Consider the following 18847-nt stretch of genomic DNA (forward strand, 5'->3'; position numbering starts at 1 on the left):
CCGCGAGGCGTTGATCAGCCGGCCGTGCCCCGCACGATGAACGCGTGCGGGAGCACCACGCGCGCCGGCTCCATCTGCTGGTTGTCGAGTCGCGCGCACAGCCGCGCGACGGCGGCCTCCACCATCGCCTCGCGCGACTGCGAGACCGTCGTGAGCGCGATGCTGTCCCAGGCGGCCATCGGCACGTCGTCGTGGCCCACCACCCAGACGTCGCGCGGCACCGCGAGCCCCCGCGAGCGCACGCCGTCGAGCGCGCCGATCGCCACGATGTCGTTGACGCCGAAGATCGCATCGACGCGGCCCGACTGCAGGATCGCACGCGCCGCATCCTGGCCCGCGGCATAGGAGAACTTCGGCACCCGCGCGACCGCGCCCGGGCTCGGCGCGACGCCGCGCCGCGCGAGCTCCTCGACGAAGCCCTGCTCGCGCTCGCGCAAGGTGCTCGGCAGGTCGTGGCCCGAGATCAGGCCGATACGCGTGCGCCCATGGTCCACGAAGAAGCCCGCGGTCGAGGCGCCGCTCGCGCGGTTGTCGCTCGAGAACTGGTCGAAGGCATCCGAGCCCACCGTGCGGTGCAGCAGCACCAGCGGCACCTTCTGCGCGATGCGCTCGAGCAGCGGCAGCGAGGCCTCGGTGGCCGTGGTGGTGATGACGCCGTCCACGCCGCTCTCGACCATCACGCGCATGGTCGCGTCGCTGAAGTCTTCTTCCTCGTAGACCGAGGCCGAGAGGCCGCGCTTGCGCAGCGCCGCGGAGAGCAACTGCAGCATCGCCGGGTAGAGCGGATTGACCGCGAGGTTGGCGACCACCAGCGCGATGATGCCGGTGCGCCTGGTGCGCATCCAGCGCGCGGCCGCGTTGGGCGCGTAGCCCGATTGCGCGATCGCATCGAGCACCGCCTGGCGCGTGGCCGGCTGCACCAGCGGCGAGTTCTGCAGCACGCGCGACACCGTCGCCTGCGACACCCCCGCGAGCCGCGCGACGTCCCTGCTGGTGGGCCTGCCGCCGGAACCGATCATGAAGAAGCCGCTGGAGATGCCATGCGGCGATTCTAGGGTGGCGAGCCGACGCGCCGCCCCTCGCAGCCCGGCCCGCGACGGCCTCAGAGATCGAGCGTCAACACCTCGCCGAGCGCGCGCGAACAGCACGGCAGGAACTGGTCGTGCAGCGCCTGTTCCTGCGCCGTGAGAAAGGCATCGCGGTGCTCGACCCGGCCCTCGAGCACCGGTGTGAGGCAGCTTCCGCAGACCCCTTGCTCGCAGGACGATGCGATCTCGATGCCCTCGCGCCGCAGCGCCTGCAGCGCCGTCTCGTTGGCCGCGACCGCGATGCGCCTGCCGCTGCGCGCCGCGACCAGTTCGAAGCCGCGATCGCCGTGGGCCGCTGCCACCGGTTGGAAGGACTCGTGGTGCAACCTGCGCTCGTCCCAGCCCGCGGCCTTCGCGGTGTGCAGCACATGGTCCATGAAGCCCTGCGGGCCGCAGACATAGAGCCGCGCGTCGCCGGGCCGGCCGGCCAGCACCCGCGCGGCATCGAACGCCCTCTCGTCGTCCGGATGCAAGTGCACTGCGCGCGCGAACGGCGAGCGCAGCAACTCGTCGACGAAAGCCATGGCGCCGCGCGAGCGCGCGCAGTAGTGCAGCTCGAATGGCGAGCCGGCCGCATGCAGTGCCGCCGCCATGCTCAGCAGCGGCGTGATGCCGATGCCGCCCGCGACGAGCAGCGACCATGGGCTTTGCGGCTGCAGCGGGAACAGGTTCCTCGGTACCGAGATCCGCAGCGCGCTGCCCGCCTGCAGCCGGGCGTGCACCGCCTCGGAGCCGCCGCGCGAGGCGGCGGTCTTCAGCACCGCGATGCGATAGCGCGCGGGCGCCGCGCACGGCGCGCCGAGCAGCGAGTACTGCCGCACGAAGCCATCGACATGCACATCGATGTGGGCCCCGGCATCGAAGGCCGGCAGCGGCGTGCCGTCGCGCGCCTCGATCTCGAGGGCGCAGATGTCCGGCGCCACGCTCGCGCGCGCGGCGATGCGCGCCTCGATCGGCCGCGTGCCGGTCATTCGGCTTGCACGGCGTTCGACAGGATGCCCACGCCGTCCACCTCGATCTCCACCACGTCGCCCGCGCGCAAGTACAGCGGCGGCTGGCGCTTGAAGCCCACGCCGCCGGGCGTGCCGGTCACGATCACGTCGCCCGGCTCGAGCGCGGTGAAGGTCGAGATGTAGGCGATCAGGGTGGGCATCGGGAAGATCAGCTGCGCGGTCGTCGCCTGCTGCACCACCTCGCCGTTGAGCCGCGTGGCCAGTCCCAGTTCCTGCCCGTCGGCGATCTCGCCGCGCGTGACCATCCAGGGCCCGAAGCCTCCCGTGGCGGGAAAGTTCTTGCCCGGCGTCCACTGCGTGGTGTGGGCCTGCCAGTCGCGCACCGAGGCATCGGTGTAGGGCGCATAGCCGGCCACGTGCGTCCAGGCATCCTGCTCGCGGATGCGCCGGCCGCCGCGGCCGATGACGATCGCGATCTCGCCCTCGTAGTCGAGGCAGGTGGATTCGCGCGGCAGCACGATCGGCTGGCCGTGGCCGACCTGGGAGGACGCCACGCGCAGGAACACGGTCGGCTGGCCGGTCTTCTCGCGCCGCGCCTCGACGCGGTGCTCCTCGTAGTTGAGGCCGATGCAGAAGATGCGCGGCGCGTCGGGCACGACCGGCAGCAGCGTCACCTCGCCGAGCGCGACGCCGGGGACGGCGCTCCTGGCCAAGACCTCGATCGCGGGCAGGTCCAGTTGGGCGAGCGCGCTGCGCAGCGTGGGACAGCGCCCCTGCGACGCGGCCTGCAGGTCGACGATGCGTTCATCGACGAGCGCGCCCCAGCGCGCCCGTCCCTGGTGGGAATAGCTCAGAAGTTTCATGACGGAAGACGGCCCCCTGACGAGGGGCGGGTGGAAGAAAAACGGAAGAAGAGCCGCGCTCAGTCGGCAGTGACGCCGGCCGACTTCACGATGCGGCCCCACTTGTCGTACTCGGCCAGGAAGTAGCTCCTGAACTGCTCGGGCGTGCCGCCGCGCACGCTCGCGCCCTGCGAGGCCAGCGTCTCCTGCAGTTCCTTCTCGCCGAGCGCCGCGTTGACCGCGGCCGAGAGCTTGTCGATGATGGGCCGCGGCGTTCCGGCCGGCGCCAGCAGCCCGAACCAGGTGCCGGCCTCGAAGCCCGCGACCCCGGCCTGCTGCATGGTCGGTACCTGCGGGAACTGCGGCGAGCGCTCGGTGGAAGTGATCGCGAGCGCGCGCAGCTTGCCGGCCTTGACCAGCGGCGCCGAGGTGCTGAAGACGTCGAACATCAGGTCGATCTGCCCCGCCACCAGGTCGACCAGCGCGGGCCCGCTGCCCTTGTAGGGCACGTGCACCATGTCCACGCCGGCCAGCGTCTTGAAGTATTCGCCGGCCAGGTGCGCGGCACTGCCGTTGCCGAAGGATCCGTACGACAGCTTGCCGGGGTTCGCCTTGGCCTGCGCGATCAACTCGGCCACGCTGTCGGCCTTGAGGCCCGGCTTCACGGCCAGCAGCAGCGGTTGCGTGGCCACCAGCGCGATCGGCTCGAAGGACTTGACCGGGTCGTAGCTCAGCTTCGCATAGGTGTGCGGCGTCACCGTGAGCGGACCCGCGGCGCTGAACAGCAGCGTGTAGCCGTCGGCCGATGCCTTGGCCACGAAGTCCTGGCCCAGGGTGCCGCCGGCGCCCGCGCGGTTCTCGACCACCACGGCCTGCCCGAGCCGTTCGGACAGCGACTTGGCCATGAGCCGCCCCGTCTGGTCGGTCGAGCCGCCGACCGCGTAGGGAATGATCAGCTTGATGGGTTTGGACGGGTAGGTGCTCGCATGGACGGTGGCGGCACCGACCAGCGCGCAGGCCGCGAACGCCAGCGCGGCGGACCAGCGGAACTTCTTCAGGGGGTTCATCGTGTCTTGTCTCCAGGATTTCTTGTCGGGAACGGGGAAGCGGAAAAAGCTAGCGAGCGCTGGCGGCCTCCTCGGCGCTCGGTGCGCCCGGCGCCGCCGCGATGCGGCCGACGGTGTCGCCGAAGCGCTCGAGCATCACCTGCTCGAAGGACACGCCCTCGGAAGCGAACCAGCTTCCCGAGCGCAGCCGGTAGGCCTCGTGCCGCAGCGGCGCTTCGGGCTCGATGCCGCGCGCCAGTGCCTTCGCACCCGTGAGCACGGTGCGGCGAAAGCGCACCACGGCGGCATCGGAGGCCGAGAGGTGCTCCTGCGTGCGATCCGCGATGCGGCCCTGGCTGTCCTGGATCATCGCGTCCTGCTCGGCCACGCCGCGCACGCCGGTGAAGCTGATGTGCTTCTGGTGGACGCGATCGATCAGGTATTCGTTCGAGCGGTTGCGGATCGGAATGAAGTCCGCGTCCACCTCCGCGATCACGCCGTGGCCTTCCTTGAACTTCGCGACCTCCTCCTCGCCGAGCGGGCGATCCGGATTCCACGCATAGGTGTAGATCCAGCAGTTCTCGTCGTCGATCGGCACCCAGGTGTAGCCGAAGTGGGTCTCGCCGGGCAGCGTGGAGGGCGTGGTGCTGTGCGAGGGCAGCGCGAACTGCGCGCTGCGCCAGTAGCGCACGCCATCGTCGGCGCGGCGCGCGCCACCCACGACGAAGCCGACCTCGTGCTCGAGGATCGAGAACAGTGGCAACGGATCCTCGCGGATCCAGCGCAGGCGCTTCTCGTCGGCCGGCGCGTCGGGGTTCGCGTTCGAGGGCACGCCCGGCGCCGGCATGTGCAGGAACGAGAAGTGCGAGGTATCGAGCGCGCCCTCGATCGATTGCGCCCAATTGCATTCCTGCAGCTTCTTGGTGACGTAGCGGTGCGACTCCGGCAAGGCCGCGAACTCGAGCTGCGGCAGTTCGGGCAGTTCGCGCTCCCACGGATCGGGTCCCATGTAGGCCCAGACCACGCCGCCGTGCTCGCGCGTCGGGTAGGCCTTGAGCCGCAGCGTCTGGTGGTAGCTCGCGCCGGGCGGCACGTTGGGCAGCTCCACCGGGCGCCCCTGCAGGTCGAACTGCCAGCCATGGAACACGCAGCGGATCGCGCAGTTCTCGTTGCGTCCGAAGTACAAGTCCGCGCCGCGGTGCGGGCAGCGCGCGTCGACCAGTCCGACCACGCCCTCGCTGTTGCGGAAGACCACCAGCCTCTCGCCCATGATGTTCACGCGCATCGGCGCGCCGTCGCGCTCCGGCAGTTCGCGCGACAGCGCCACGGGCTGCCAGAAGCGGCGAAAGAACTGGCCCATCGGTGTCTGGGCCCCGGTGCGGGTGAGCATGTCGTTGTCGGCGGCGCTGAGCATCGCGGTCGTCTCCTCGTGGTTGTGTTCAGTGCGCGGCCGCTGGCGTGCGCGGATCGCGGATGCCGTGATCGGCGGCCCATTGCAGCGTGTCGAGCGTGTGGCCCGAAGGCGCGTACTCGCAGCCGATCCATCCCTCCCAACCCATCTGCTCGATCAGTTCGAACAGGTAGGGGAAACGGATCTCGCCGGTGCCCGGTTCGTTGCGGCCCGGCACGCTGCCGACCTGGATGTGCCCGATGTGAGGCCATGCGGCCTTCAGGCGTTCGGCGATGGCACCTTGCTCGGTCTGGATGTGGAAGGTGTCGAAGCACAGTTTCACGTTGCCACGGCCCAGCGCCTCGACCACCGCCACGCCCTCCTCGATGCGGTGATAGAGGAAGTCGGGAAAGCGCGCGCGGCAGCAGGGCTCGAGGATCAGCGTGAGCCCGCTGGCGCGGGCCTGGTCGGCGGCCCAGGCGATGTTCCCCTTGAACAGGTCCATGCAGCGCGCGCGGTCCATGTCCGGCCCGATGTTGCCGGGCATCACGTGGATCATCGGACCGCCCACCTGCGCCGCGTAGTCGATCGCGGTGTGGATGCTCTGCCGGAAGCGCGCCTCGAGTCCCGGCAGCGCCGCGTAGCCGCGCTCGCCGGCGTCCCAGTCGAAGGGCGAGAGGATCTGCACCAGCGCAAGCCCGTTGGCCTCGAGCCGGGCCGCGATCTCGCGTGCCGGGTATTCGTAGGGAAAGGCCACCTCCACGCCGCGGAAGCCGGCCCTGGCGGCCGCCTCGTAACGCTCGAGCATCGGGTATTCGGTGAACAGCCACCGCAGGTTGGGATCGAATCGCAGCATCGTGGAATCGCTTCGTGTTGGTCTCGGATGAAGGGCATCGTAGGTAGCGGGTATTGCTAAGACAAGCTAGACTTTTTTAGGCCCTGTTGAGCTTGTCTTATGAATATCGGAAACGTGTCCCTGCGCCAGTTGCGCGCCTTCGTCGCCATCGCCGATGCCGGCAGCTTTGCCGCGGCGGCGCGCCGGCTCCATCTCACGCCTTCGGCGCTGAGCCTCTTGATCCGCGATCTCGAACGCAACGTGGGAGTGCGGCTGTTCGACCGCACGACGCGGTCGACCGCCCTCGCGCTGGCGGGCAGCGAGTTCTATCCGCTCGCGCGGCAGGTGCTCGACGATCTCTCTCGCGCGCTCGAGAGCACGCAGGACCTCGAGCAGAAGAAGCGCGGCACGGTGCGCATCGCCTGCACGCCGCTCTATGCGGCGACGACGCTGCCCGAAATGATCCATCGCTACCGCCGCCGGTATCCGGCGATCGCGGTCTACGTGCTCGATTCGCTGAACCAGCAGGCCACCGCGCGGGTCGTGAGCGGCGAGGCCGACCTCTGCATCGCGCCGCAGCGCCCGACGCCGCCCGAATTGCTGCAGCAAAGCCTGATGCGCGATCGCATCCGGCTGGTGTGCCCGGGCGACCATGCGCTGGCCGCGCGCGCCCGCGTGAGCTGGGCGCAGGCGCTGCAGCATCCGTTCGTGAGCCTCACGCCCGACTTCACGAACCGGCTGCAGGCCGATTTGTTCAAGCACTCGGATGCGCTGGCGCTGCATCCGGCGCACGAGGTGTCGTTCATCACCACCGCGCTCGGCATGGTGCGCGGCGGCTTCGGCATCACGGCCCAGCCCAGCCGCGTGCTGCCGATGCTCGAATCCTTCGGCCTGGTGTCGCGGCCGCTGACCTCACCGACGGTGGATCGCCACCTGTCGCTGTTCTGCGCGCGGGCCCGCGCACTGTCGCCGGCGGCCGAGAGCTTCAGGGACTTCCTGGTCGGCGAGCTGTCCGATTCACCGGCCGAACTGCGCCCCGGCCCGGGATGAGTCCCGCGCTCAGCGCTCGAGGTAACCGTAGGCCGACAAACAAGCCTTCAGCGGCGCGCTCGCGCCCGTGCCGTACTCGAGCCGCTGCGGCGTGGTCGACTGCCGGTTCTTCTCGTCCTGTTCCGCCAGCGTCTTGCCCACGCGGTACTGGCACAGCAGCATCAGGTTCTCGGGCACCGACACGCCCGCGGTGTTGGTGAAGGACTTGGGCCGGTCCGAGTGGTAGGTCTCGCTCGGTGCCGCGGCCTTCGGCGCATCCTTGGACGGGCCGGACTTCGGCCACAGGCTGCAGCCCGACAGCGCCACGACGATGGCCACGAGGCCGCAAAACTTTGGATGCACTTCGATCTCCTGAGGGGTTGCGAGACGCAACGGCTTGCGCTCCCGCCGGCCGCGATGGGGCCGGCGGAATATAGCGGACGCACGGGTCGCGCGCTCGATCGCCCCTTCAGTCCGACAGTGCCCGCATCCGCGCGTACAGGTCGGCCTTGCCCTCGAAACCGATGCCCGGCAGCGGCGGCAGCGTGACGTGGCCGCTCTCCACCTGCACGCCGTCGGGGAAGCCGCCGAAGGGCTGGAACAGGTCGGGGTAGGACTCGTTGCCGCCGAGCCCCAGCCCGGCCGCGATGTTGAGCGACATCTGGTGGCCGCCATGCGGGATGCAGCGGCTCGCGGACCAGCCGTGCTGCTTGAGCATGTCGAGCGTGCGCAGGTACTCGACCAGGCCGTAGCTGAGCGCGCAGTCGAACTGCAGCCAGTCGCGGTCGGGCCGCATGCCGCCATGGCGGATCAGGTTGCGCGCATCCTGCATCGAGAACAGGTTCTCGCCCGTGGCCATCGGGTTGGCGTAGTAGTTGCGCAGCGTGGCCTGCAGCTCGAAGTCGAGTGGATCGCCGGCTTCCTCGTACCAGAACAGGTCGTACTGCGACAGCGCCTTGGCATAGGCGATCGCCATGTCGAGGTCGAAGCGGCCGTTCGCATCCACGCACAGCTTCTGGCCGTCCTGCAGCACGCTCAAGATCGAGTCGATGCGGCGCAGGTCCTCGTCCAGCGAATCGCCGCCGATCTTCTTCTTGACCACCGTGTAGCCGCGGTCGATGTAGCTGCGCATCTCGTCCTTGAGCTTGCCGTGGTCCTGGCCCGGGTAGTAGTAGCCGCCGGCCGCATAGACGAAGACCTTCGGGTTCGGCGTGCCGTTGCCGTAGCGCTCGGCCAGCAGCTGAAACAGCGGCTTGCCCTCGATCTTCGCCACCGCGTCCCACACCGCCATGTCGATGGTGCCGATGGCGACCGAGCGCTCGCCATGGCCGCCGGGCTTCTCGTTCTTGAACATCGTGTCCCACACCTTGTGCGGATCGAGGTTGCGGCCGCTCGCGTCGAGCAGCGTGTCGGGCTCGGCCTCGAGGATGCGCGGAATGAAGCGCTCGCGCATCAGCGTGCCCTGGCCGTAGCGGCCATTGGAATTGAAGCCGTAGCCGACCACCGGCTTGCCGTCGCGGACCACATCGGTGATCACCGCCACGAGGCTCAGGGTCATCTTGCTAAAGTCGATGTACGCATTGCGGATGGGCGAACTGATCGGAAGGGTCTTTTCGCGGATCTCGACGATCTTCACGGGAGGTCTCCAGGAGCTGAGGAAGACCCGATGGTGGCCGCGTGGCGCCGATCCGGCCAATGCCCTTTTTCTAGACTTCGATGCCTTGAAAGCACCGCCATGAATTTCCTCTGGCTCGACGACTTCCTGGTGCTGGCCGAAACGGGCAACTTCTCGCGCGCGGCCGAGGAGCGCCACCTGACCCAGCCGGCCTTCAGCCGCCGCGTGCGCGCGCTCGAGGAATGGCTGGGCACCGAGCTGTTCGACCGCAGCGGCCAGCCCGCCACGCTCACGCCCGCGGGCGAATGGTTCGGCACGGTCGCGCGTGAACTGCGCGCGCGAGTCGACCGCATTCCCGCCGATGCGCGCGCCGTCAACGAAGCCGATGCCGCGACCCTGCGGCTCGCCGCCACGCATGCGCTCTCGTTCACCTTCCTGCCGCGCTGGCTGCGCACGCTCGAATCGCGCGTGGCACTGGGCCCGGTGCAGCTCATGTCGGACCTGTTGCCGCGCTGCGAGCTGCTGCTGTCGCAGGGCAAGGTGCAGTTCGTGCTGAGCCATGCGCATCCCGAGGCCGCGAACTCTCTCGATAACTCGGGAGCGCTGTCGACGCAGGTTGGCGCCGATGCGCTGGTGCCAGTAAGCGCGCGCGGTGCCAGGGGCCGCGCGCGGCATGTGCTGGGCAAGAGCGCCGCCGCGCCCGTGCCGCTGCTCGCCTACAGCCAGGAATCGGGGCTGGGGCGCATCGCGCAGGCCGTGCTGGGCCGCAGGCTCGATGCGCTGGCACCGAAGGTGGTGTTCACCGCGCACCTGGCCTCGGTGCTGCGGACCATGGCGCTCGATGGGCGGGGGATTGCGTGGCTGCCGAGGACATTGATCGACGAGGACATCGCGGCGGGAACGCTGGTGCCGGCCGGTGGCGAGGAATGGGTCGTGCCGCTGCAGGTGCGGCTGTACCGCGGGCGCGAGCCGATGGGCACGGCGGTCGAGGCGTTCTGGAAGGCGGCGCATCCCTCCTCGATCACGAGCCTCCACACCGGACACCATCAAGGTCCCGCCACTCCCAAACCACCCACACCAGCAAGGAGACCCGCATGAGAAAGCTCAAGATCATGGAGCACGTATCGCTAGACGGCGTGATCCAGTCCTCCAGCGAGGACGGCTTCCCGCACGGCGACTGGACCGCGCCCTACCGCACGCCCGAGGGCCGCGATCAAGTCCTCACCGCGCATGGCGAACGCTTCGACCTGCTGCTGGGCCGTCGCACCTACGACCTGTGGTCGGACTACTGGCCCAAGGCGCCGGGCGGGCCGATGGCGGACGGCCTGAATGCGGCGACCAAGTACGTCGTGACGCATCGCCCCGACAGCCTGGCCTGGGGTCCGTTCGAAGGCCTCGGGCCGGACATCGCCGAGAGCGTCGGCCGCCTCAAGTCGAGCGCCGGCCCGGACCTCGTGCTCTGGGGCAGCTCCACGCTGACATCGACGCTGCTCGAGCACGGGCTGGTCGACGAGATGATGCTGATCGTCTATCCGGTGCTGCTGGGCACAGGCAAGCGCCTGTTCGCGCAGGGATTGCCGGCGCGCGCCTTCGAGCTGGTCAGAAGCAAGACGACGCCGTCGGGGCTGGTGCTCGGCAGCTACAGGTTCGCTGGTGCTTTGAAGACTTGATGGTCAAGCGGCGCGGCGTTCCGATCGACAAGGACGGCCAAACTTCGAGGGCTCACGAAAAGAGGCCTTGTCCTTGGTTGTCTCCAGCCAGATCAGCGAACACTTCGTCAGCATCGCGAAACCGCCCTTGCTCGATCTCGCGATGTCCCAATGCCAGGAGCTTCAGCAACGCGATCGTCTTTTCGCGCTCCTCATAGCTGCGGACATCCATCACCACGAGCTTCGCTTCCCCGTCTTGCGTGATCAGCAGCGGTTCGCGACTCTCCGAGATGTCCTTGACGATATCCGTTGCGTGGTCCTTGAGATAGCTGATGGGTTTGACTTGGGTCGAGAACTTCATCGGAGTGGCCCTTCCGCGAACACGAAGGATCCATTCTGAACTGAATGAAGTCTCTCGACCCTGTCTCTCAAACGACGCCTTGCGCCAGCATCGCATCCGCCACCTTGACGAAGCCCGCCACGTTCGCCCCGTCGACATAGCTCACGCGGCCGTCCTCGCGGCGCCCGTGGGCCAGGCAGGCCTCGTGGATGCTGCGCATGATCTGCAGCAGGCGCGCATCGACCTCCTCGCGCGGCCATGACAGGCGCGCTGCGTTCTGGCTCATCTCCAGGCCCGAGGTGGCCACGCCGCCGGCGTTGCTGGCCTTGCCCGGCGCATACAGCACGTTGGCCGCCTCGAACACCTTGACCGCCTCGATGGTGGACGGCATGTTCGCGCCCTCGGCCACGCAGACCACGCCGTTCTTCACCAGCGTCTTCGCATCCTCGACGTCGAGCTCGTTCTGGGTCGCGCTGGGCAGCGCGACGTCGACCGGCACATGCCACGGCGTGGCACCGGCGACGAACTTCGCACCGACGCGCTCGGCGTAGTCGCTCACGCGGCCGTAGTGGTGGTTCTTCACGTCCATCAGCACCGCGAGCTTCTCGGCGGTGAAGCCCGACTCGTCGACCACCGTGCCGCTGGAGTCGGACACCGTGACCACCTTGGCCCCGAGCGCCATGGCCTTCTCGATCGTGTACTGGGCGACGTTGCCCGCACCCGAGACCGACACGCGCAGCCCCTCGAAGCCGAGCCCGCGCGTCTGCAGCATCTCCTGCGCGAAATAGACGTTGCCGTAGCCCGTGGCCTCGGGCCGGATCAGCGAGCCGCCGAACGAGAGGCCCTTGCCGGTGAACACGCAGTCGGCGCGGTTGGTGAGCTTCTTGACCATGCCGGTGAGGTAGCCCACCTCGCGCCCGCCCACGCCGATGTCGCCCGCGGGCACGTCGGTGTAGGCGCCCACGTGGCGGAACAGCTCGGTGGCGAAGGCCTGGCAGAAGCGCATGACCTCGCCCTGGCTGCGGCCCTTGGGATTGAAGTCGGAGCCGCCCTTGCCGCCGCCCATCGGCAGCGTGGTCAGCGCGTTCTTGAAGGTCTGCTCGAAGGCCAGGAACTTGAGGATCGACAGGTTCACCGACGGATGGAAACGCAGGCCGCCCTTGTACGGGCCGATGGCCAGGCTGTGCTGGATGCGGTAGCCGCGGTTGACCTGCACGTCGCCGTGATCGTCAGTCCAGCAGACACGGAAGGTGATCACGCGCTCGGGCTCCACCAGCCGCTCCAGCAGCGCCTGCGTCTGGTAGCGCGGATGCTGAGCGATGAAGGGCCACAGGCTCTGGATGACCTCCGTCACGGCCTGCAGGTATTCGGGCTGCCCGGGATTGCGCTGGGCCACATTGGCCAGGAAGTCTTGGGCGCTGGCGTGCTTCATTCCTCTATCTCCAAAAAGGTGCGGTATGACCAAAATCGTGCATTCTCATGCACGAATGGCTCAAAGTTATGCACCAAAGTAATGAACTTCGTAGGGATAAGGTTCGAATCTGCACCAACTTGGATTGAAAAGGAATTCGCCGCCAGCGGATGTCTGTCCGGTGGCGGCGAAGCTGGAGCGGCGAGCCGCACGACGCGGCCCGCCGGTTCGGCCCGTCAGGGCTGCACGTACGACTTGGTGCTGTACAGCGCCCCGTCGAGCTTGCGCAGCTGCGGCAGCCCCGTTCCGGCGTCCTTGGCCTGACGGTCGATGTAGGTCTGGAACACGTCCGCGTCGAGCACGCCAATGTCGAGACGGCGCGCCGCGGGAATGGCCGCCAGGGTCTTGTAGCCATCGCCGCCCGTGGCATTGAAGCTCAGCACGAAGAGCTTGTAGGTCTTCGTCAGGTCCAGCGGGCCCCAGGTGTTGGCGGCGGCATTGCGCACCTCGATGTTGGTGACGCGGCTGCCCTCGGCCCTGGTCGCGTTCACGTCGAAGCGGAGGTTGCCGGTGTAGGGATACGGGCCGGTCGAACCGTTGGGACCGTAGACCGCCTGCATGCCGTCCTCGAGCATGTTCTTGACCTCCTGGCCGGTAACGTCGAGGCGGAACAGCATGTTGCCGAAGGGCAGCACCTCGATCACGTTCGCCGCGGTCACGCGGCCGTTGAGCGGCACGCGCACGCCGCCGCCGCTCTGCAGCGAGATGTCGGCGCCGCCGTACTCGGCATTGGCCACGTCGACATAGGCCTGGGCCACCAGCTGCTGGATGTCGCCGCCGCGCAGGCTGACCTCGCCCAGTGCATTGCAGGCCGCGCTCGAGCGGCTGTAGTCGGTGCTGCCGACGCCACCCGGCACGCGGCGCGAGCAGAGCTCGACCGGCACCGTGGCCACCTCGCTCTTCGTGAACGCATCCACCTTGTCCTTGAAGGGCTTGAGCACCGCCGTGGCCGCCACGCTGGGCGTGGTCATGCGCAGGAAGCCGCTCGCCGCGATGTCGGCTAGGATCGCGGTCTTCTGTTCGGGCGTGGCCAGCGGCGGCGGCGTGGAGGTGGACGAAGTGCCGACCCTGAACTCGTCGCCGATCAGTACGTGCGGCGTGCCGGCGCAGTTCGTCACGTTGCCCTGGGCGTCGAAGGACACCTTGAGCTCGCCCACCACCTGGCTGTATTCCCAGGCCTGCACCAGGCAGACGGGCTTGCCGTCCTTGTCGGTCGCGCGCGTGGGATAGGCACCCGCGGGCGAGCCCACGCCATAGGCCGTCAGCGCGGCAGGACCGACCAGCGTGTGCGAGTCGCCGCCGACCACGACGTCCACGCCGCTGAGCTTGGCGATCACGGTCTTGTCGTACTCGTAGCCGATGTGGCTCATCACGATGATCTTGTTCACGCCGCGCGCCTTCAGCGCATCGATCTCGCGCTGGGCCGCGACGGCCTCGTCCTCGAAGGTGGTGTCGGGGTCGGGGCTCGACGAAGCCTTGGTCTTGGCCGCGATCGTCAGGCCCACGAGGCCGATCGACTGGCCGCCGCGCTGCACGACGATGGACTTGTCGACGTAGCCCGGCGCCTTCGAGGGATGGAGCGCGGATTTCGCACCGAAGTTGACGTTGGCGCTCAGCACCGGCGTCTTGCACGCGCCCTTGTGCAGGAAGTCGATGAACTTCTTCAGGCCGCTGTCGCCCTTGTCGAACTCGTGGTTGCCGAGCGTGAAGGCATCGAAGCAGACCGTGTTCATCAGCGCGGCATCGGCCTCGCCATCCGCACCCGCGCGGTTGAAGTAGAGCGTGCCGGTCTGCGCGTCGCCCGCGTGCAGCTTCAGCACGTTGGTCGATTTCGCGGCCAGTGCCTCGATGGCGGCGGCGACGCGCGGGAAGCCGCCCGCGTCGACCTGCACCGGACCGGGCGCGCCGCCGCTGGCGCTGCGCAGCTGCAAGGTCTTGGTCTTGCTGTCGAGGTTCGAATGGTGGTCGTTGATGTGCAGGATCGTCAGATCCATCGGCTGGGCCGTGGGCGTGGCGGGCGTATCGCCGCCGCCACCCGATGCGGGCGGCGGAATGAAGGCCACCGACGAACCACCACCGCCGCCGCAGGCGGCGAGCAACATCGCGGCCGCCAATGCGGACGCGCTCAGAATGCGTTTCAAGACTGATCCCCTCTTATGAAAAGCAGGGATCGTGGAAAGTGCGCATGAAGCGGGGATGACATCCTTGCGGCGCCCGGGCCATGCACGCGCGGCCCGCGCCATCGATGCGAGGATGCGCGGTGCTGCCGGTGTCCGGGAAACGGACGCCCGCTGTCCCCGAATCATCCGGATGTCGCAGCAACGGCGGTCTCAAGTCGTTGATTTCAAAGGATTCCGGTGCTGGCACGTTGCGCGCTACTGCGAAAGGCGGCAGCGCGTACCGCATCTGCCGCGCCCGATGGTGCGACCAGCCTCCTGAAAGAGCTGCCAGCACCTTTCCCACGACACAAGAGCTTCGAGAACCTCCAAATGCCACACCATCATCCCGCCGAGCACGACGACATCTGGTCCGTGGAGGGCCGCTTCCAGCACCTGCTTTACAGCCCCAAAGGCGGCATCGAAGGGCTGTTGATCGACACGGAAGGCATCGTCACGCAGTTCGTGGTCGATCCCCACGACAGCTCGAGCGTCACCCTGTTGCTGAGCCTTCGTCGCGACCAGGCGCTGGTCGTCGAAGGCCGCGAAACCGGACCTTCGCCGAAGGGCGACGGCGAACACTTCGTCTACCACTTCGAGCGATTGGCGGCCGTCGACGGTCGCGCGACCAGAACGGCCGAACCGCAAACGCAGGTGCATGGGAAGGTCGTGCGCCTGAACTTTGCCAAGCATGGCGCCGCCAATGGCGTTGTTCTGGACAGCGGCGATTTCGTTCACCTCCGTCCGCAGGGAATGGAGCGCCTGCAACTGAAGCCCGGAGATCAGGTACAGGCGCAAGGCCCGGCCTCTCCGCTCGCCACGGACAGTGGGTGGGCGATCGAAGCGCACAGCGTCAACGGCGAATTGCTTTGACCATGCGACGTGGCCTCGCAGCCGTGCTTTCGTGCTGCCGGGCATCGACTTGCATGGCCTTCTTCGCGGCAGGTGCGCGCAATGGCTCGGGTCCGTTGCTCGCAGCATGCATGCACGAGAGCCATGCAACGCAAGAAACCATGTCACGCAGCTTTTTGCGCCCACCGGACGGGCAAACAGCCCCGCGCGGTACCGCTGTCCTACTCCCGGTGCTCTTCCTTCCTGGGCTGCTCGACATGCTCGGGCGAAGCCGCCGGGCGCCCCGCCTGGACGTGCGGAGGAGATGCCGGATGCTCTCTGGGCGTCGACTCACGCATGCGCAAGGCCTGTTGCTCATCCGATCGGCGCGATGCATTGACCTGGCGCGCGCTCTCGATCGATGCGGGGGCAACAGACTGCGGGCGCTGCTGTCCGCCGATCACGGGTTCCGCCCTTCGCGGTGCTTCAGGTGCCAGCCGAGCGGAGGCCGCGGCCGGCACCGCGGGCTCGGCCGCCTTGGCCGCAACAGGGGGTGGCGCGACCCGAGGATGCGCCTCAACGGGCGCAGCGGGAATCTGCGGCGGCACCGCGACTGTCTGTCGCGCGGGCTCGACAGGCCGGGCCGCGGCGGGCGGATGACCAGGCACAAGTGCCGCGACCGGCTTCGCGCTCTCCGGGACGGGGGCCACCGCATGCACCACCGAGGGCAACGCGGCGGCCAGATGGGCACTTGCCGGAACTGCTGCTTCAAAGGAGCGGCCACTGGCCGTTGCGCTGGCGGGCGCCACCACTGTGACCGTGCGCGTGTTGTTGATGTTCGTGACATTGGTGACGTTCGTCGTCGTGTTCGTCACGTTGTAGATGGTCGTGTTCTGCACGCGCATGCCGACGTTGGTCACCGGCGGCGCGCTGACGACCACCGCGGGTGGAGTTCCCACGGGTGCCGGCACGATCAAGCCGAGCCGCGAGCCGGGCGGTGCGGGAACGAATACGCCCTGCGGTCCGATGGGTGCGAGCCCGGCCACCACGCCTGCCGCCGCGGCTGAAACCACCAGACTGACACCCGGCGGCGGCGGAATGAACGCGACGCCCGGTCCCGACCAGTGGCCGGTGATGAAGACCACGACTCCATCGCGATGCTCGTAGTACGGCTGTACCCAGGCATAGCCTGGTTCGGGCGGCATGGCCCAACGTCCCGCGGCCCATACCCAGTTGCCCTGCCATGTCCAATAGCCGCCAGTCCAGACCGCTCCCGCGAAGGGAGGTGACGGCGGTCTCTCCACCAACATGGGCGGCGGGGCCCATGCCACCGCAATCGGCGGGGGCTGATACAGCGGCGGATCGACATACACGCTCACGACACGCGGAGCAACGGCGGCGACAGGCACGGGTTGGACCGTCGCATGGGACACCAGCGGTGGCTGCACGACACAACCTGCGGCCAGGAGTGCCAACGTCATCGCCGAAATTTCGACAACGAAGAATGAAGATCTCTTGCTCATTGCTCTTCCGGATCTGCGTGCGCCGCAGCACAGGAAGAACCTAACGGGCACCGAGAAATCGGCGCTGACAGCAGCGAAGAGAATTTCTCGCCAACGCGGTTCTTTCCTTCTCCGCCGCGAACCGTCAGGTGGCACTCAGGCTAACGGCACCCGCGTCGCAACGATTTGCGCAAAGCATCTGCACGAAGGGCGGACCAACTTGTGGTCATTCGAGACCCGACCTGGCGCCGAAACAACCTGTCGGGCCTACGCACCTAGATCCGCCCGCCGTCCGTCAGCACCGTGCGCCCCGTCACCCAGCGCGCATCGTTCGACGCGAGGAACGCCACCACGTCGGCGATGTCCTCGGGCTCGGCCAGCCGGCCCAGCGGCGTGAGCGCGGTCTCCTCGCGCAGGTGATCGGCCGGGATGCCCGAGGTCATGTCGGTGCGCGTGATGGCGGGCGCCACCGCGTTGACGCGGATGTTGCGCGCGCCGAGCTCCATCGCGAAGCCCTTGGTGAGCACTTCGACCGCGCCCTTGGCCGCGGAATACAGCGCGGTGCCGCCACCGGGGATGTGGACCAGGTCGGTCGACACGTTGACGATGGCGCCGCCCGCCTTCGGGATGTGCGGCAGCACGGCCTGCGTCAGAACGATGGTGCTCCACGCATGGGTGTCCATCTGCTCGACGAACATGGCGCGCGTGAGCTCGCCCAACGGCGCCGCGACGAAGGTGCCGGCCGCATGCACGAGGATGTCGATGTGGCCGTAGGTCTCGACAATGGCGGCCACGGCGGCGTTCGCCGCGGCCTCGTCGGTGACGTCGGCCTGGAACGCGGATGCGCGGCCGCCCTCGGCGACGATGCCGCGCACCACGGCCTCGGCCGCGGCGGCATTGCTCCGGTGCAGCAGCGCGACGGTGATGCCGTCGCGCGCGAGGCGGCGCGCCACGGCGGCGCCGATGCCGCGCGAGCCGCCGGAGACGACGGCGATCTTCTGGTTCTGTGTGTTCATGAGGAAGCTTCTTTCTTCGCGAAGAGGGATGACAAGGAAGCTTCGAAGGTAGGGCCGCGCGGCGCGTTGCACGAGCCATGCGGACGCAACGGGGCGTTGCCGCCGCTGCAACGCCAGCGGCGGCGCGCGCCCTCTCAGGCCGCGCCGGGCGGCTCGAGTTCGCGGTACTTCTGCTCGAGCAAGGCCAGCACCGCGCGCACCGCGGAGCTCATGCCCTTGCGGCTCGGGTACAGCACGTAGGCCTGCGTGGCCAGCGAGGGCCAGGCCGGCAGCACGCGGCGCAGCCGGCCATCGGCCAGCGCATCGCGGCAGGCCTCGAGCGGCAGTTGCACCAGGCCCGCGCCGCGCAATGCGGCCTCGCGCAGGGCCTGGTAGTTGTCGCTAATCAAGAGCGGCTGCGGATGGTGCAGCAGCGCCTGGCCGTCGGCATCGACCAGCGCCCAGGGCCGCACGCTGTCGGGCCCGCCGCCCTGGCCCAGCGCCGGAAAGCGATGCAGGTCGGCCGGCTCGGTGGGTTCGCCATGCGCCGCCAGCAGCGAGGGCGCGCCCACCAGCTCCATGCGCCCCACGCCGATCGGCCGCGCGACGATGTCGGCCGAGGCCAGCGGCTGGCTCGCATAGCGGATCGCGAGGTCGATGCGTTCGCCCAGCAGATCGACGAAGCGGTTCGACAGGTCGAGCGTGATGCGCACCTTCGGATGCCGCAGGCTGAATTCGCCGAGCCAGCCGCCGAGCAGCAGCTCGCCCGACACCGGCGAAGCGCTGATGCGCACCGGCCCAGCGGGCTCGCCCAGCGTCTCGTCGACGGTGGCGCGCACCGCCTGCGCCTCGTCGGCCATGCTGCGCGCGTGGCGGTAGACGCGCTCGCCCACGTCGGTGACCTGGAAGCGGTGCGCCGAGCGCTGGATCAGCCGCACGCCGAGCTGCTTCTCGAGCGCGCCCACGCGCCGGCTCAGGCGCGACTTGGGCGTGCCGGTCTCGCGCTCGGCCGCCGAGAAGCCACCCGCCTCGACCACGCGGGCGAACAGGAGCAGGTCGTTGAGGTCTTCCACCATGCTGTCGATGCCTTTCTTGCGTTTCCCTC

Annotated in this window: 18 protein-coding genes; 4 read left to right on the plus strand and 14 right to left on the minus strand. The window is 68.6% G+C overall.

What is annotated here, in order from left to right; genetic code table 11:
* Positions 1–14: 14 nt before the first annotated feature.
* The 6 genes from AC1HIL_RS34950 to AC1HIL_RS34975 all read right to left on the minus strand — a co-directional run bounded on the left by AC1HIL_RS34950 (position 15) and on the right by AC1HIL_RS34975 (position 6175).
* Positions 15–1019 carry a LacI family DNA-binding transcriptional regulator gene (locus tag AC1HIL_RS34950; protein WP_479668968.1) on the minus strand — a complete coding sequence of 335 codons (1005 nt, stop codon included), beginning with the start codon at positions 1017–1019 and terminating at the stop codon, positions 15–17.
* A gap of 83 nt (positions 1020–1102) precedes the next feature.
* A complete protein-coding gene (locus AC1HIL_RS34955; RefSeq protein WP_057593881.1) occupies positions 1103–2059 on the minus strand; it encodes a PDR/VanB family oxidoreductase in 957 nt (318 codons plus the stop codon).
* Positions 2056–2904, minus strand: a complete 849-nt coding sequence (locus AC1HIL_RS34960; protein ID WP_479668967.1) for a fumarylacetoacetate hydrolase family protein — start codon at positions 2902–2904, stop codon at positions 2056–2058. The genes AC1HIL_RS34955 and AC1HIL_RS34960 overlap by 4 nt, the downstream gene beginning before the upstream one ends.
* A 59-nt stretch (positions 2905–2963) precedes the next feature.
* Positions 2964–3950, minus strand: coding sequence for a Bug family tripartite tricarboxylate transporter substrate binding protein (locus tag AC1HIL_RS34965; protein WP_479668966.1), 987 nt, complete (start codon positions 3948–3950; stop codon positions 2964–2966).
* A gap of 49 nt (positions 3951–3999) precedes the next feature.
* Entirely contained in the window at positions 4000–5343 is a 1344-nt protein-coding gene (locus AC1HIL_RS34970) for a Rieske 2Fe-2S domain-containing protein (protein ID WP_057593878.1), read from the minus strand.
* 25 nt (positions 5344–5368) lie between these two features.
* Positions 5369–6175: a hydroxypyruvate isomerase family protein gene (locus AC1HIL_RS34975; RefSeq protein WP_479668965.1), complete on the minus strand. Its 807-nt coding sequence runs from the start codon at positions 6173–6175 to the stop codon at positions 5369–5371.
* Positions 6176–6274: 99 nt separating this feature from the next.
* On the opposite strand from AC1HIL_RS34975, the gene AC1HIL_RS34980 reads away from it, so the two are divergent.
* Positions 6275–7204 (plus strand): LysR substrate-binding domain-containing protein, encoded by a 930-nt coding sequence (locus AC1HIL_RS34980; protein ID WP_479668964.1) that lies wholly within the window; start codon positions 6275–6277, stop codon positions 7202–7204.
* Between the two features lie 9 nt (positions 7205–7213).
* On the opposite strand, the gene AC1HIL_RS34985 is transcribed toward AC1HIL_RS34980, so the two are convergent.
* Both AC1HIL_RS34985 and AC1HIL_RS34990 read right to left on the minus strand, forming a co-directional pair.
* Positions 7214–7546: a hypothetical protein gene (locus AC1HIL_RS34985; RefSeq protein ID WP_143129319.1), complete on the minus strand. Its 333-nt coding sequence runs from the start codon at positions 7544–7546 to the stop codon at positions 7214–7216.
* A 106-nt stretch (positions 7547–7652) separates the two neighbouring features.
* Positions 7653–8819 (minus strand): mandelate racemase/muconate lactonizing enzyme family protein, encoded by a 1167-nt coding sequence (locus tag AC1HIL_RS34990; protein ID WP_479668963.1) that lies wholly within the window; start codon positions 8817–8819, stop codon positions 7653–7655.
* A gap of 99 nt (positions 8820–8918) precedes the next feature.
* Between AC1HIL_RS34990 and AC1HIL_RS34995 the strand changes: the two genes are divergently transcribed.
* Complete coding sequence (locus AC1HIL_RS34995) at positions 8919–9896, plus strand: LysR family transcriptional regulator (protein ID WP_064262195.1); 978 nt, start codon at positions 8919–8921, stop codon at positions 9894–9896.
* Positions 9893–10468 (plus strand): dihydrofolate reductase family protein, encoded by a 576-nt coding sequence (locus AC1HIL_RS35000; protein WP_057593873.1) that lies wholly within the window; start codon positions 9893–9895, stop codon positions 10466–10468. Before AC1HIL_RS34995 ends, AC1HIL_RS35000 begins: the two co-directional genes overlap by 4 nt.
* Before the next feature lie 52 nt (positions 10469–10520).
* Here the strand turns inward: AC1HIL_RS35000 and AC1HIL_RS35005 are convergent, their stop codons facing one another.
* The 3 genes from AC1HIL_RS35005 to AC1HIL_RS35015 form a co-directional block, all read right to left on the minus strand.
* Positions 10521–10808: a type II toxin-antitoxin system Phd/YefM family antitoxin gene (locus tag AC1HIL_RS35005; RefSeq protein ID WP_413765197.1), complete on the minus strand. Its 288-nt coding sequence runs from the start codon at positions 10806–10808 to the stop codon at positions 10521–10523.
* 67 nt (positions 10809–10875) lie between these two features.
* A complete protein-coding gene (gene gdhA, locus AC1HIL_RS35010; protein ID WP_479668962.1) occupies positions 10876–12219 on the minus strand; it encodes an NADP-specific glutamate dehydrogenase in 1344 nt (447 codons plus the stop codon).
* A 215-nt stretch (positions 12220–12434) separates the two neighbouring features.
* Positions 12435–14360 carry a bifunctional metallophosphatase/5'-nucleotidase gene (locus AC1HIL_RS35015; RefSeq protein ID WP_296736880.1) on the minus strand — a complete coding sequence of 642 codons (1926 nt, stop codon included), beginning with the start codon at positions 14358–14360 and terminating at the stop codon, positions 12435–12437.
* Positions 14361–14747: 387 nt separating this feature from the next.
* Between AC1HIL_RS35015 and AC1HIL_RS35020 the strand changes: the two genes are divergently transcribed.
* Positions 14748–15287 (plus strand): hypothetical protein, encoded by a 540-nt coding sequence (locus AC1HIL_RS35020; RefSeq protein ID WP_296736772.1) that lies wholly within the window; start codon positions 14748–14750, stop codon positions 15285–15287.
* Between the two features lie 200 nt (positions 15288–15487).
* Here the strand turns inward: AC1HIL_RS35020 and AC1HIL_RS35025 are convergent, their stop codons facing one another.
* The 3 genes from AC1HIL_RS35025 to AC1HIL_RS35035 all read right to left on the minus strand — a co-directional run bounded on the left by AC1HIL_RS35025 (position 15488) and on the right by AC1HIL_RS35035 (position 18818).
* Positions 15488–16768, minus strand: a complete 1281-nt coding sequence (locus tag AC1HIL_RS35025; protein WP_413765195.1) for a hypothetical protein — start codon at positions 16766–16768, stop codon at positions 15488–15490.
* A 254-nt stretch (positions 16769–17022) separates the two neighbouring features.
* On the minus strand, positions 17023–17763 hold the full coding sequence (locus AC1HIL_RS35030; RefSeq protein WP_296736766.1) for an SDR family NAD(P)-dependent oxidoreductase: 741 nt from the start codon (positions 17761–17763) through the stop codon (positions 17023–17025).
* 134 nt (positions 17764–17897) lie between these two features.
* Positions 17898–18818 (minus strand): LysR substrate-binding domain-containing protein, encoded by a 921-nt coding sequence (locus tag AC1HIL_RS35035; RefSeq protein WP_365958331.1) that lies wholly within the window; start codon positions 18816–18818, stop codon positions 17898–17900.
* Between the last annotated feature and the right edge of the window lie 29 nt (positions 18819–18847).

This window comes from Variovorax sp. ISS6, assembly GCF_056523145.1.